A 12,160-nucleotide genomic window follows, 5' to 3' on the forward strand; every position below is an offset into this window, starting at 1 on the left:
GCAGCAAACGGGAAAGCGCTGTGCAATCGCGGTCCGACGTGGAAAGGGGCATCTTAGGAAAGGCCGCGCGGATCGCTTCAAGAATTAGAAGCAATTAACAATGATGCGGGCTATGCACACTTCGCACAAGCGGCCGCTGTCTGCCCGCGCCCGCCGACATGCCTGACCTATTCCATGCCACTCGAACTGCAAGCTGATCCGCATGCGATGTCCGCGCGAGCGCCCGACACAGAAAACGCGCAGGATGCGCTGCAGGCGGCCGTGCTTGCCCAGGCGATGCTGCGCATCAAGCTCGGCATTCCGGTATGGCTGTTGATGCTGATCTGCATCCTGGTGTGGGGACCGGCGTCGCCGGCGATACCGCCCTGGGTCATCGCCACAGTGTTTGTCGCCAGCATCGCCTGCAACTTCGCCATGTTGTGCCTGGCGCGCCGAGCGCGCTGGCCGGCCGCCACGCTGGTGCGCCTGGGCGCGGTGATCGATCCCTTAATACTTTCCGCCGGATTGGCGCTGACCGGCGAGCCTGGCCGGGTCTTCATCGGCTTTTACCTGTTCACGATACTCGGCTACGGCTTTCGCATCGGCCCGGAAGCCATGCGCCTGTGCCAGCTGACAGCGCTGGCGGGATTCTGCGCCGTGGCGCTGTTTTCGCCGGCCTGGCATCTGCATCCGGTGACGCCCCTGTCAGTGCTGGTGCTGCTGGCGGTGGTGCCGCTGTATGCGCGCGTGCTGATCGGTCGGCTGCGCGCGGCACAGGCCCTGGCCGAATCGGAAAGCCATGCCAAGAGCCAGTTGCTGGCCAATGTCAGCCATGAATTGCGCACGCCGCTGACCGGCATCATGGCTTCGGCGCAGTTGCTGCAAGAGGAGCATGCCGAGGCCGATGTGCGGCGACGCTGCGATGCGATCCTGGCGCTGTCGCGCGACCTGATGCTGCAGATTGATGAACTGCTCGATTCGGCCCGGCAGGAAGCCGGCGCGCTGAGGTTGTCGCCAACGCCGTTCCCGCTGACCGAACTGGCCGAGGACCTGCGCTGCGCGCTCGGACCGAACGCGCTGACCAAGGGCATCGCCCTGTGCATCGATGTGGATGCGCGCCTGCCGGCGCGCTTGATCGGCGATGCGCATTACCTGAAACGGGCGCTGCTCAACATCGGCGGCAATGCGGTCAAGTTCACCGAGACCGGAGAAGTGCGCATGCGCATTGCGCTCGCCGCGTCCGGGGTCGCGCCGGATGCCGCGCTCTGCCCGGTGCATTTCAGCTGCCGCGACACCGGCATCGGCATCGCGCCGGAGCTGCAGCAGCGCATCTTCGAGCCGTTTTTCCAGGCGTCCTGCGGCATCACGCGCAAATACGGAGGCACCGGGCTGGGCATGAGCATTGCGCGCAACATCATCGGATTGATGGGCGGCGTGCTGCATGTGACCAGCACGCCCGGACAGGGCAGCCTGTTCGAATTCACGCTATCGATGCCGGTGGCGTCGGATGCACCCAAGGACGCCGATGCGGAGAAAGCCGTGCCGGCGCCCCGGGTCGAGCCAGTCACGCCGAAGCGCGTGCTGGTGGCGGACGATAACGCGACCAATCTGCTGTTGCTCAAGGAAACGCTGGAGCGCGACGGCCACGCTGTGCACACGGTGGGCAATGGCCATGACGCGTTGCATGCGCTGGCCGCGTCGGATTTCGATGTCGTGATTCTCGACCTGAACATGGCAGACATCGACGGCGTCACGGTGCAACGGCTTTACCGCTTCGGCCGCGTGGATACGGCGCCGGTGTATATCCTGACCGCGGATGCCACCGCCGCCGAGCGGCTGGCCGGCTGCGGTGCGGCTGGCATCCTGCATAAGCCGATCAGCGCCGCGGCGCTGCGCCAGGCCGTGGCCACAGCGCCCGTGCCCGTGGGCCGGCCAGGTGCGGTGCCGGTGATGACGCTTGCGCCGCAAGCCTGTCTCGATGCGGAGGTGCTGCGCGAGCTGCGCAGCGTTTCCGACGACCCAGGCTTCCTCCAGACGCTGCTGTCAACGGCAGCGGCGGATATCGAACGACTGGCTGCGACGCTTCGGCACGGCTTGCAGCATGCCGATGCGTCGGCGGTGCAAAGCAATGCGCATGCTCTCTCGGGCATTTGCACCAGCATCGGCGCAACGGAACTTGCCAGCCTCAGCGCGCGGCTGCTGGCGATGGATACGCAAGACCTGGACCGCCATGCCGCGCCATTCTGCGGCGAGCTTGATGCGCTGGTACAGCAAACGCTGCATGGCTTGCATGAATGCTGCGCTTCTTCATATGGCAGGCAGGGCGGAGCATCCGGACTTGCCGCGTTGTAGTGCGATGAGAAAATCCATGACATGCAAGTCTTCCGGCGACAGCGCAAGCGCAAGCTCAACCCATTTCTGCGCCAGCCGCGCCATGTCCGCGAAATCGATAGGCTGCATGCGCTCGAGCTCGTCATGCACTAGGCAGTGCGCGGTGCGGCGCCGAGCGTGGTTGGCGATATGCGCGCGCACCGTCTCGACGCCGGCGCCGCGTTCGCAAACGGCATCGATCACACCCATGTCGAACAGTTCGGCTGCAGTGTAAAGGCGTCCGGAGGTCAGCATGCGTTCGGCCTGGCGCAATGGCAGCCTGCGCGCGAGCAGCGGCAGTGCGCCGGAACAGGGAAACAGGCCAAACAGGATTTCCGGAAAGCCGAAGCTGCTGTGCGCTTCGGCTACCAGGTAATCGGCCGCCAGCGCGGTTTCGAAGCCGCCGCCGAGCGCCCTGCCCTGCACCAGCGCGATGGTGACGAGATCCGGATGCGAAGCCGGCATCCACTCGCGCGTGAGCTGCAGGCAAGCATCGGAATACTCCAGCAAAGCGACTCGGTCGCGGCGGCGTATGCAGTCGCGAAATCGCGCCAGGTCGCCGCCCAGGCTGAATATGTCAGGATGCGCCGAGCGCAGCACCGCATAGCGTACCGGGCGTATGCCTCCCGGATGCAGCCAGTGCGCCTGCCCGGCCTTCAGCGTGTGCGTCAGCTCCAGCAATTCGCGCAACAGCGACAGCGTAAAACCTTGCGGCGACGCCGCGACTTCCTTCATCGTGATCCACAAGGTATCCGCCGGAGTGTCGCTGAAATGCAGCCCAAGGTGCTCGTATGCCGTGCGCGTCGGTGGCGGCATTCCAAAGTCCAGTACGTTCATGTCGTTCTCTCGTTGAGATTCCGGAATCGATGGCTTCATGGTTGCGGGTCCTCCATGCAAACAGCAAGCGCGACATTCGTGCCGCCGAAGCCGCAGGAAAGGCTAAGCGCGCGCCGCAACCGTTGTCCGGTCTGCGTCGCGCCGGTCAGATGCCGCAGCGCGCAGCGCGGATCCGGCTGCGCCAGGAATGCAGTAGCGGGCAACATGGCATGCCGTAGCGCGATAACGGTGATCGCGCATTCCAGCGCACCGGCCGCGCCCAGCAGATGTCCATGCAGTGCCTTGGTCGAACTGACCGGCACCGCATCGCCGAAGACGCTGCGTATGGCCGCGGCTTCGACCGCGTCGCCGGCCGGTGTGCCGGTGGCGTGCGCATTGAGGTAGTCGATGCTTTCGGCTAAGTAATCCGCGTCCTGTAGCGCCGCGCGCATCGCCCGCGCCTGGCCCTCGGCGCTGGGCGCGGCGACATGGAAGGCATCGGCGGCGATGCCGTAGCCGGCAAGGCGCGCCAGCTCCCACGCGCCGCGTTTGTTTGCATGCGAGGACGATTCCAGGACCAGGAAAGCGGCGCCCTCGCCTAACACCAGCCCGTTGCGGTCGGCCGCGAACGGACGGCAGCTGCGCTCGGGAGCGTTTCGATCACAGGCAGCCAGCGCGCGGGCGCCTTCGAAAACGAAAAACGTCCCGGCGCACAGCGGCGCTTCGGCGCCGCCGGCAAGCGCAATATCGATATGCCCGTCGGCGATGGCGCGTGCCGCTTCACCAATGGCCGCCGCCGATGCGGCGCAGGCGCTGCCGAAGGTATGCACCGGGCCGCGGATGCGATGCCGTATCGATAGCTGGGCCGCCGCCGCATTGCCCATGATCGCCATTGCCGCGAACGGCGCCGCCGACTGACGCCCTTCGCACAGCAGCTGCTGGTGGCATCGTTCGCGCGTGGCGCTGCCGCCGGCCACATTGCCGTAGTAGAGCGCAGCGCGTTCGTCACAGGCTGAGAAATCGGTGATGCCGGCTTGTGTCACTGCCTGCTGTGCCGCGAGCACCGCCAGTTGCTGGCAACGGTCGAGATAAGGCAGTTCGAGCGCATCGAAGTGCGCATCAGCGTCGATATCGACCACGCCGGCCGGATAGCTGCGCGCCAGCGGTGGCGCATCGATGCGTTGGATTCCGGAGCGCAGCGTCAACAATGACTGCGCTACCTTGGCCACGTCATTGCCAATCGGCGAAACAATGCCGATGCCGGTGATGAAAACCGCTTGCCCATGTCGCACGTTCCCTCCGGTCGGCCTTGTCGTCGCTGCTGTTGCTGGAACGAATACGCTTCGGGAGTCTGGACAAGCGCGCTGAAGGGGTCAATGGCGCCAGGCGTGGGCGACCGCATGCCGGTCGCTGTGTGAACATCGTGCTGATTGCTGGATGGAATCTATAAAAAACGACAACACGGCTGTTGCATCTCGGCGACGCTTCACCCGGTGCGCGCGCCGAAGGCTTGCTGCGCTCCATTGCGAAACTGCTTGGGCGACATGCCGATGCGCTGCTTGAAGAAGCGGGTGAAATACGCCGGATCGGCAAAGCCAAGCGAATAGGAAACCGTGCTGACGGTCATCGAGGTATAGACCAGCTGACGCTTGGCTTCCAGCAGCATGCGCTCGTGGATCAGATCCAGCGCCGACTGGCCGGATGCCTGCCGGCACAGCGCGTTCAGATGCGCCGCGGTAATGCCGAGGCGACGGGCATAGTCGGATATCGGATGGTGGCTGGCGTATTCCGCTTCGATCATCGTGCAGAACGCGGCAAAGTGGCGCATGCCGCGGCTGTCATGGGTGGCGCTCGGCGCGACCGGAATCGCGTGTCGCGCCAGCCAGGCCAGCGCCGCTCCCAGCAGCGACTCAAGCACGATCTCGCGGTGCAACGCATTGCCGCGGTATTCGCGATCGAGCGCGGCGAAGTGGCCCCGCAACCATGCACTGGCGTCATCAGCGGCCAGCAGATGCAGATACGGCGAGCGCAGCGTCAGCAGCGCTTCGCCGGCAGCGCCGGCGGCGCGGCGCACCAGCGGATAGGCCAGCGTGATCACATGCCCTTGTGCATTGGGCGCGAACTGGAAACCATGCACGCACATCTGCGGCACCAGCAGCAACTGGCCGGCGGCCATCGGATGATCGCGTTCCTCGATGCGCAGACGCGCATTGCCTTCACGCAGGTAGAGAATCTGGAACAGGCCATGATGCTGATGCGGCTTGATCTCCCAATTATGCAATTTGCTGCGCGCCGCGATGGTTTCGCAATGGATCATGTCCGGGGTGGCCCACTGCTGATGCTCACCGTAGAGCTTATAGACCGGAACGGATGCGTTGTCTGTCATGGAACGGCCCTGATGCGCCGGACGAGCGCCGGCATGCTGCGGAAGGAATTATCGAAAAGTGCAAATTTTAATGAGAATTTTGCATTCCGTCGCGTGCAGCAGAGGAGCAAGATGGCGCGATGAAAAGCCGCGTGCGCGGCATATAGAACATATTCTTCAGGAGACCTCCATGAAAACCCAGGTAGCCATCATCGGCGCCGGTCCGTCCGGCCTTCTGCTCGGCCAATTGCTGCATCTGCAGGGCATCGATACCGTCATCCTCGAAGCAAAATCTCCGGAGTATGTGCTCTCGCGCATCCGCGCCGGCGTGCTGGAACAGGGCATGGTCGACCTGCTGCGCGAAGCGAAGGCGGCCGAGCGCATGGACCGCGAGGGCCAGGTGCATGACGGCTTCGCGCTGTCCTTCGCCGGCCGCGAGGAACGCATCGACTTGAAGACGCTTTCTGGCGGCAAGACCGTCATGGTCTACGGCCAGACCGAAGTGACCCGCGACCTGATGGCGCAGCGCGAAGCGACCGGCGGCATCACGATCTACGAAGCGCAGGAAGTCACGCCGATCGACTTCTATGGCGACCGGCCGCGCGTGTCCTTCATCAAGGATGGCAAGCGCATCGAACTCGAATGCGACTACATCGCCGGCTGCGACGGCTTCCATGGCGTGTCGCGCAAATCGGTGCCGGCTGACGCGATCAAGACCTTCGAGCGCGTCTATCCCTTCGGCTGGCTCGGCATCCTGTCGCGCACGAAACCGGTGTCCGACGAGCTCATTTATGCAAACCATGAGCGCGGCTTTGCGCTGTGCAGCATGCGTTCGGCCACGCTGTCGCGCTATTACGTGCAATGCAGCCTGGATGACCGCGTCGAGGACTGGTCGGATGAACGCTTCTGGAACGAGCTGAAGTCGCGCCTGCCAGCGCATACCGCGGCCGCGCTCGAGACCGGGCCGTCGATTGAGAAAAGCATCGCGCCGCTGCGCAGCTTCGTGGCCGAGCCGATGCAGTTCGGCCGCATGTTCCTGGTCGGCGACGCCGCCCACATCGTGCCGCCGACTGGCGCCAAGGGGCTGAACCTCGCCGCCAGCGATGTCTACACGCTATACCACATCCTGACCAGGACGCTGAAAGACGGCCGCACAGACCTGGTGGCGAAGTACTCGGAAATCTGCCTGCGCCGCATCTGGAAGGCCGAGCGCTTTTCCTGGTGGATGACCTCGATGCTGCACAAGTTTTCCGACGATGCGTTCAACCAGCGCATGCAACTGGCCGAGCTCGACTACTACACCGGCTCGGTCGCCGGCCGCACCACGATCGCCGAGAACTATGTCGGCCTGCCCTACGAGCGGATCGACTGAACCCGACGGGATGGACGCGAGCGGGCGTGAGCGCAGAGCGCTCGTCGCGCTTCCGGAAGGGTTGTCTTTGGGCTATGCTTGAGCCCCCGCTTTCGTAACAAATTCCATAACCAACAGGAGACCTTCCCAATGAAGTTCAGCAGCATGCTGCGGTCGCTGGCCGCCGTCGGCCTGTGTTTGTCCGCGCTCGGCGCGCAGGCGCAGGAAACCATCAAGGTCGGCTTGATCGCCGCGTTCTCGGGCCCCTTCGCCGACTACGGCAAGATGATGGAAGGCGGCATCAAGGCCTACATGAAGGAGCATGGCGACACCGTCGCCGGCAAGAAGATCGAGATCATCACCAAGGACACCACCGGCCCTTCGCCCGAGATCGCCAAGCGCCTGGCGCAGGAACTGGTGGTGCGCGACAAGGTCGATGTGCTCGCCGGCTTCGGTCTGACGCCGGAAGCGCTGGCGGTGGCGCCAATCGCCGAGCAGGCGAAGAAGCCGATGATCATCATGAATGCGGCCACTTCCATCATCACCACGAAATCGAATTACATCGCGCGCGTTTCGATGACGCTGCCGCAGGTATCCGCCCCGATGGGCACCTGGGCCGCGAAGAATGGCATCAAGCGCGCCGTCACCCTGGTGGCCGACTACGGTCCGGGCATCGATGCTGAAACAGCGTTCAAAAAGAGTTTTACCGATGCCGGCGGCCAGGTGCTGGAATCGGTGCGGGTGCCGCTGCGCAATCCGGAGTTTGCTCCTTTCATCCAGCGCATCAAGGATGCGAAACCGGAAGGAGTATTCATCTTCGTGCCGGCCGGCGAACAGGGCGTGGCCTTCATGAAGGGCTACCGCGAGCGCGGCCTGGCCGAAGCCGGCATCAAGGTCATCGCCACCGGCGACCTGACCGACGACCATGTGCTGCCAGCCATGGGTGATGCGACGCTGGGCGTGATCACCTCGTTCCACTATTCCGCCGCCCACGATTCGCCGGAAAACAAGGCTTTCCTGAAGGCCTTCGCCGATGCCAACCCAGGCGCCGGCCGGCCGAACTTCATGGCTGTAGCTGCCTATGACGGCATGGCCGCGATCTATGAAATGGCGAAGAAGCAGAACGGCAAGATCGATGGCGATGCTTCGATGGCGATCCTGAAGGGCATGAAGATCAACAGCCCGCGCGGTCCGCTGATGATCGATCCGCAGACGCGCGACGCGGTGGAGAACGTCTATATCCGCAAGGTGGAGAAAAAGAACGGCGAGCTTTATAACATCGAGTTCGACAAGTTCGAGAATGTGAAGGATCCGGGGAAGTAAGCGCGCTTGCTCGTCGTGAAAAACGCCGCCTTGGGCGGCGTTTTTCTTTTGTGCGGATAACAACGCAGTTTGCTGGAACTGCGTTGCAACCTTTGTCACAGAGCAATGCCCCTTCACTTCACTCTTCGGCCGCGCAGCGTGCCGAAGCTTCTTCCAAGGAAAAGACCATATGAGCGCACGCGTAGCCGCAGATGATCTCCTCGCCGAAGCCCGGCAGATGCTGTTATCCGGTGCGCCGGAAGACGTGGAATCTCTCCTGTGCCTGTTTGCGCCTGAGGATCCCGGTTATGCCGATGCCTTGCACATTCGTGGCTTGGCCCTGGGAGTTGTCGAGCGCATTGATGAGGCCTTGCCGCTGCTCGAAGAAGCACACCAGTTGCGCCCTGAAGATATCGAAATCGCCAGCAATCTGGCCAGAGCCTTGGGCCGTGCCGGGCATTGTCGGGAAGCGCTGCTGCTGAACGACCGCCTCCTATGCGCCGGACACCGCAGTACCGAGCGTTTCTGCGACTGCGGCATACTGCTGCTGCGAATAGGACAGCATGCCGAAGCTCTGGCCTTTTTCAACCTCGCGATCGAAGCGGATCCGGATGCTGCTATCGGTTGGGCCGGGAAAGCCACTTTAATGCAGCGCTACCGTGCCCTGGAAGATGCGCTGCTCTGCCATGACCGCGCCATTCTTCTCGCCCCTCACAACGCTGTCTACCGCAGCGGCCGCGCATCGGTTCTTACCGACCTCGCGCGTTACGGCGAAGCGATGCATGAGCATGGGCTTGCCCTGGCGCTGGAGCCGCTTTCCGCGCCGCTCTGGCTGAACCGCGGGATAACGCTGACCCGCTGCAACCGACCCGAGGAAGCGCTGTTGTCCATTGCGCGCGCACATGAGCTGGCGCCGCCTGACACGCAAAGCTTGTGCAGCCAGGGGGATGCGCTGTACGAGCTGAAACGTTTCGATGAAGCGCGGCAGTGCTATGAGGAAGCGCTTCGATTGGACCCGGAATGCCATGATGCCGCCGTCAAGCGCGGCTGGCTGATGACCAGCTTTGGGAACTATCGGGAAGGTTGGCGCGAGATTGAGCGCCGGCTTGTGAACATGCTGCCGCTGCTGCGACGCCATCAGCATCTCCCGCGCTGGACCGGCGACCAAAGCCTGGCCGGCAAGCGCATTGTGGTCTGGAGCGAACAGGGACATGGCGATGTCATCCAGTACTGCCGTTTCGCGCTCGACGTGCTCGCACTGGGCGCGGAAGTTGTCCTGGAAGTGAAGTCGCCTCTGGTCGAGCTTTGCGCCAGCATGCCGGGCTGCCAGGTGATTGCACTGAACGCCCCTTTACCGCCTTGCGATTTCCAGATATCGGTAGCCAGCCTGCCGCAGGCTATCGCTATCGCTATAGACTGCGATACGGTTCCTCATGCTGCCGGTTATCTGCATGCTCCGGCTGAAGCAGTGCAGCGTTGGTTGGCAAAGCTTCCACCGGCGCGGCATGCACTGCGCGTTGGCATTGCATGTTCCGGCTTTGTCGGCCATTCCCGCAACTCGATCCGCTCAATACCCTTGCGCCATTTTCTGCCGATGGCCAAATACGCAGACTTGTTCCTGCTGCAGCCGGCGCTTGGTCCTGAGGATGAGAAATTTCAGCAGCTGCATCCGGAGGAAATCCAGCGACCGCACATCAATGCCGGCAGTTTTGCCGACACCGCAGGGCTGGTGCAAAACATGGATCTGGTGATCAGCGTCGATACATCGATCGCGCATTTGTCCGCAAGCCTCGGCAAGGAGACCTGGCTCCTGCTCGACTGGGTGGCTGAATGGCGCTGGATGCACGACATCGCGTACAGCCCCTGGTATCAAAGCATGCGGCTGTTTCGGCAGAAGGCGCGCGCTGATTGGACCTCTGTGGTCATTGATGTGCTGCGAGCGCTGTCGGAAAGACAACAAGCCTGAATCCGACAGCGGATACGATGCTCAGTTGATATTGCGCACTGCACCCTTCATCGTATCTGACACATCCTTCGTCACCGCGCTGATAAGCTGCCCGATCAGCGAGAAAGCAGAGATTTGGATCTGGACCTTTGACATTGCCAAGATATCCAGGCCGCTGCCGCTGCCACTTGAGGAAAGCTTTTCGAGCTGCTCCGTCAGGGTAGTTTGTGCATTCCCAAGCGCCTTAGCTGCGAAATCTCCCAAGTATCCAAGATTGAGATCAGCCATGTTGTCCTCCGTTCATGATGAAATTTATCAAAGTAATGATCCGGAGACATCGCGCCGACGCGGATCGGCAAGAGGCTCCAGTACATTCAGTGCTGAAGCGACCGCCTGACTGGCGGCCTTCAGCTTCAAATAGGTGTCACGATCATTCAACTGCCGCGACCTGCGTTGCAGGCGCTGCTCGATCTCCCGCAATTGAATGAGCAGCTTGCGCACGAGTTCACCGTCGGCGTCCGCGCGCAAGGCATCTAGCAGATCCATCTGTATTTCTTCGTTCGCCATCATCACCTCGCCAGTCTTACCCGCTTGCTGCCTTCGAATACCACTTCGCCATCGCGAATCGAGGTCAGGGTATGCCCTTGCACATCACCGCCCTGATTCACGAACTGGCCGCTGTCGGTGACGATGTAAGGCACCGAGCCCCCAATGATGGTCTGCACGCCGACCGGCGGCTTCGGAATCACGCGAGTCACCGTGGCCCGTATCGGCAATACATCGCCATAGTCGCGACTGAATTCCACGAAAAGGCTTTCCCATTTGGCGATTTCTTCCGGGTACAGTCGTCCAGTCAGTTTGACTTCCGGCGCATCGCTCATGATCACGAGTCTGCTTGCAAGTCCAGCCGTGGCGATACGCTCCTTCAACTTCTGCAGCAACTCGCCAGGCCGCAGCGCGTTCGAAACGACGCTTACGACACCTGGTACGCCATCGATTACGGCTTTCTTCGCTTCTTCCAAACTCGCTTCGCTTGCTACGGCACCGGTAAGCGTAGCCACGCCAGCGACAACTTTATCGACCCGAAGACCCGCTTCGCCAGGCACGGCTTTCGCAGCGATTACATGCTTCGCTGCTTCGAGCAGCTCCGCGTCTGCCCAAACTTCTGCTTTGACGTTCTCATTCCCAAGGTTTGCCAACTGCTCCAGCAGCGTTCGCTTGCTCTCAGCATCCGACAGGTAACCGCTTACCACCCATTGTTTCCCCACGCGCTTCAGCTTGAGATCAGCTGTTTGTCGCAGGTTAGCGACAATGCGCTGCAATTCGTCGGGCGCCTGTTGCGGCTGCTCGACCGCTGGTTCGATTCGCTGCGCTTCACGACTGGGCTCGCCATGCGTGGACCACCATGTCCAAACCGCTATGGCTAACAGCATCAGGAAAACAACGCCAGTAAATGCCGCTGCCAAGCGCTTTGACGACGATGCCTGACTGTAAATCGCGTTATCGCTTGCATCGCTTGTTCCACTCGCTTCAGGTGCCGCTAGAGCGTCGCCAATATCCGAGGTCGCGGCGCCCAATGTTTCGCCTACCTCCGCAGCAGCGGTCGACTGACGAAAATCCGAAGCCGTATCAGGCCAAGGCGCATCTTCACTATCCACCGCAATCCACACGTCACCAATTTCAAATGGAACGCCGCGCCCCATCGTATGAGCGCCGGTTATTTCATCGCCTTGCACGTTACATATCACGCCGTTGAGCGGTTCGATGTCTGCGTTACTGCCGTCAAAGCGCAGCAGTCCATGCGTTTCGACGATCCCGCGGCCACGCAACACCAGGCTGCACTCATCCCCGCTTCCCAGGAAATACTCGCCTGGTGCAAGGACCACTCGTGCGCCAGCCTGCTCCCCGGCGAGCACACGCAATTCGACTGAATCGACATGATCAGACTCGAGGGCTTCGGCTTCGAACAATGCGGACAATTCAAACTCCAAAAACGTATACCAGTAGTTACAATGCTTGCCCGGTGACCTTC

At 62.2% G+C, this 12,160-nt stretch carries 10 protein-coding genes; 4 read left to right on the plus strand and 6 right to left on the minus strand.

Going from position 1 to position 12,160, the window contains the following annotated elements; translation table 11 throughout:
* Positions 1 to 174 precede the first annotated feature (174 nt).
* Complete coding sequence (locus JJB74_RS01095; protein ID WP_200589823.1) at positions 175 to 2,331, plus strand: ATP-binding protein; 2,157 nt, start codon at positions 175 to 177, stop codon at positions 2,329 to 2,331.
* Here JJB74_RS01095 and JJB74_RS01100 read toward each other — a convergent pair.
* The 3 genes from JJB74_RS01100 to JJB74_RS01110 all read right to left on the minus strand — a co-directional run bounded on the left by JJB74_RS01100 (position 2,287) and on the right by JJB74_RS01110 (position 5,551).
* Positions 2,287 to 3,186: a crotonase/enoyl-CoA hydratase family protein gene (locus tag JJB74_RS01100; protein WP_200589825.1), complete on the minus strand. Its 900-nt coding sequence runs from the start codon at positions 3,184 to 3,186 to the stop codon at positions 2,287 to 2,289. The two genes, JJB74_RS01095 and JJB74_RS01100, sit on opposite strands and share 45 nt — an antisense overlap.
* Positions 3,187 to 3,221: 35 nt before the next feature.
* Entirely contained in the window at positions 3,222 to 4,457 is a 1,236-nt protein-coding gene (locus JJB74_RS33860; RefSeq protein ID WP_200589827.1) for a beta-ketoacyl-[acyl-carrier-protein] synthase family protein, read from the minus strand.
* A gap of 194 nt (positions 4,458 to 4,651) precedes the next feature.
* Positions 4,652 to 5,551: a helix-turn-helix domain-containing protein gene (locus tag JJB74_RS01110; protein WP_200589828.1), complete on the minus strand. Its 900-nt coding sequence runs from the start codon at positions 5,549 to 5,551 to the stop codon at positions 4,652 to 4,654.
* A 169-nt stretch (positions 5,552 to 5,720) separates the two neighbouring features.
* Between JJB74_RS01110 and pobA the strand changes: the two genes are divergently transcribed.
* The 3 genes from pobA (at position 5,721) to JJB74_RS01125 (ending at position 10,149) form a co-directional block, all read left to right on the plus strand.
* Positions 5,721 to 6,902: a 4-hydroxybenzoate 3-monooxygenase gene (pobA, locus tag JJB74_RS01115; RefSeq protein WP_200589830.1), complete on the plus strand. Its 1,182-nt coding sequence runs from the start codon at positions 5,721 to 5,723 to the stop codon at positions 6,900 to 6,902.
* Between the two features lie 144 nt (positions 6,903 to 7,046).
* The gene (locus tag JJB74_RS01120; RefSeq protein ID WP_234483803.1) at positions 7,047 to 8,204 is read left to right on the plus strand and encodes an ABC transporter substrate-binding protein; all 1,158 of its coding nucleotides are present in this window, start codon (positions 7,047 to 7,049) and stop codon (positions 8,202 to 8,204) included.
* Positions 8,205 to 8,373: 169 nt separating this feature from the next.
* A complete protein-coding gene (locus JJB74_RS01125) occupies positions 8,374 to 10,149 on the plus strand; it encodes a tetratricopeptide repeat protein (RefSeq protein ID WP_200589835.1) in 1,776 nt (591 codons plus the stop codon).
* A 21-nt stretch (positions 10,150 to 10,170) separates the two neighbouring features.
* Here JJB74_RS01125 and JJB74_RS01130 read toward each other — a convergent pair whose 3' ends face one another.
* Genes JJB74_RS01130 through sctD form a run of 3 tightly spaced genes read right to left on the minus strand, consistent with a single transcriptional unit; the run spans position 10,171 to position 12,107 of the window.
* Entirely contained in the window at positions 10,171 to 10,416 is a 246-nt protein-coding gene (locus tag JJB74_RS01130; RefSeq protein WP_200589837.1) for a hypothetical protein, read from the minus strand.
* A gap of 27 nt (positions 10,417 to 10,443) precedes the next feature.
* Entirely contained in the window at positions 10,444 to 10,698 is a 255-nt protein-coding gene (locus JJB74_RS01135; RefSeq protein ID WP_200589839.1) for a hypothetical protein, read from the minus strand.
* On the minus strand, positions 10,698 to 12,107 hold the full coding sequence (sctD, locus tag JJB74_RS01140; protein WP_200589842.1) for a type III secretion system inner membrane ring subunit SctD: 1,410 nt from the start codon (positions 12,105 to 12,107) through the stop codon (positions 10,698 to 10,700). Before sctD ends, JJB74_RS01135 begins: the two co-directional genes overlap by 1 nt.
* Positions 12,108 to 12,160: the final 53 nt, after the last annotated feature.

The organism is Noviherbaspirillum pedocola, assembly GCF_016632335.1.
Lineage (GTDB): Bacteria > Pseudomonadota > Gammaproteobacteria > Burkholderiales > Burkholderiaceae_D > Noviherbaspirillum_A > Noviherbaspirillum_A pedocola.

What these genes read in the sequence shown, in the direction of transcription:
- JJB74_RS01135 (WP_200589839.1), bottom strand. Translation starts at nt 10,698, where the DNA reads ATGATGGCGAACGAAGAAATACAGATGGATCTGCTAGATGCCTTGCGC.
- JJB74_RS01125 (WP_200589835.1), top strand. Translation starts at nt 8,374, where the DNA reads ATGAGCGCACGCGTAGCCGCAGATGATCTCCTCGCCGAAGCCCGGCAG.
- JJB74_RS01110 (WP_200589828.1), bottom strand. Translation starts at nt 5,551, where the DNA reads ATGACAGACAACGCATCCGTTCCGGTCTATAAGCTCTACGGTGAGCAT.
- JJB74_RS01100 (WP_200589825.1), bottom strand. Translation starts at nt 3,186, where the DNA reads ATGAACGTACTGGACTTTGGAATGCCGCCACCGACGCGCACGGCATAC.
- pobA (WP_200589830.1), top strand. Translation starts at nt 5,721, where the DNA reads ATGAAAACCCAGGTAGCCATCATCGGCGCCGGTCCGTCCGGCCTTCTG.
- JJB74_RS01095 (WP_200589823.1), top strand. Translation starts at nt 175, where the DNA reads ATGCCACTCGAACTGCAAGCTGATCCGCATGCGATGTCCGCGCGAGCG.
- JJB74_RS01130 (WP_200589837.1), bottom strand. Translation starts at nt 10,416, where the DNA reads ATGGCTGATCTCAATCTTGGATACTTGGGAGATTTCGCAGCTAAGGCG.
- JJB74_RS01120 (WP_234483803.1), top strand. Translation starts at nt 7,047, where the DNA reads ATGCTGCGGTCGCTGGCCGCCGTCGGCCTGTGTTTGTCCGCGCTCGGC.